This window comes from Mesorhizobium sp. WSM4306, from assembly GCF_007003975.1.
GTDB lineage: Bacteria > Pseudomonadota > Alphaproteobacteria > Rhizobiales > Rhizobiaceae > Mesorhizobium.
The window spans coordinates 1-1,049 of the sequence record NZ_VFTC01000069.1 but is presented as its reverse complement, the minus strand read 5'-3'; the positions used below and the strand labels follow the sequence as shown (position 1 = coordinate 1,049).

1 pseudogene is annotated in these 1,049 nt (G+C 67.8%); it reads left to right on the top strand.

The features are described from left to right. Positions 1–1,049, top strand: a pseudogene (locus FJV77_RS32610) (hypothetical protein); the annotation flags it as partial.

Sequence of the window (1,049 nt, the reverse complement as noted above, 5' to 3'; positions counted from 1 at the left end):
CCGACGGCGACCAATGAGGCTTCGCAGAACGTTGCGGAGGGCGCGACGGTGACCGGCACGCTGGACTTCGTTGCCGGCGCCGACGGCGCCACGGTGACGCATATCGGCGCCACGGCGCTGGTGTTCAATCCGGCCGACAGCAACTACTCGCAGGCGATCGACATCGGCGACGGCTTCATCAAGGTCAAGGCCGACGGCAGCTACTCGTTCACCGCCGACAATCCGGTCAACGGCACCGGTGCGGCCTCTGCCACCTTTACGGTGACCGACGGCGACGGCGACACGGCGAGCGCCAACATTGCTTTTGCGGTGACGGACGCCAACCATCCGACGACCGGCACTGCTTCGGCTGCGGTCGACGATGACGGGCTGACCGGTGGCAATCCGGCGAGCACGACGGGCGATCTCGACGCCAACACGGGCGAGGTTCCGTTCAGCGCCAGCGAAGCGACCTACAACGGCACGCTCGGCGGCAGCGTCGGCGGCGACGGCGCCGGCGCCAACGGCTTCTCGTTCGCGGCGCTCAACGGCACCAGCGGGACGGTCGGCCTGGAGAACGTGACCTACAGTGTCGTCGGCAACATGCTGACGGCGACCACCACCAGCGGCAGCCGCATCGGCACGGCGCTGTTCCAGGTCCAGATCACCGACCCGGCGACGGGCGCCTATACGGTGACGCTGCTCGACAACGTGCTGCATGCGGGCGGCCCCAACAACGAGGCGACCGACGCGACCGTCAATCTGGGCTATGTGATCACCGACGCCGACGGCTCGACGGCACCAGGCACGCTGACCGTCACCTTCGACGACGACGCTCCGACGGCGACCAATGAGGCTTCGCAGAACGTTGCGGAGGGCGCGACGGTGACCGGCACGCTGGACTTCGTTGCCGGCGCCGACGGCGCCACGGTGACGCATATCGGCGCCACGGCGCTGGTGTTCAATCCGGCCGACAGCAACTACTCGCAGGCGATCGACATCGGCGACGGCTTCATCAAGGTCAAGGCCGACGGCAGCTACTCGTTCACCGCCGACAATCCGGTCAACGG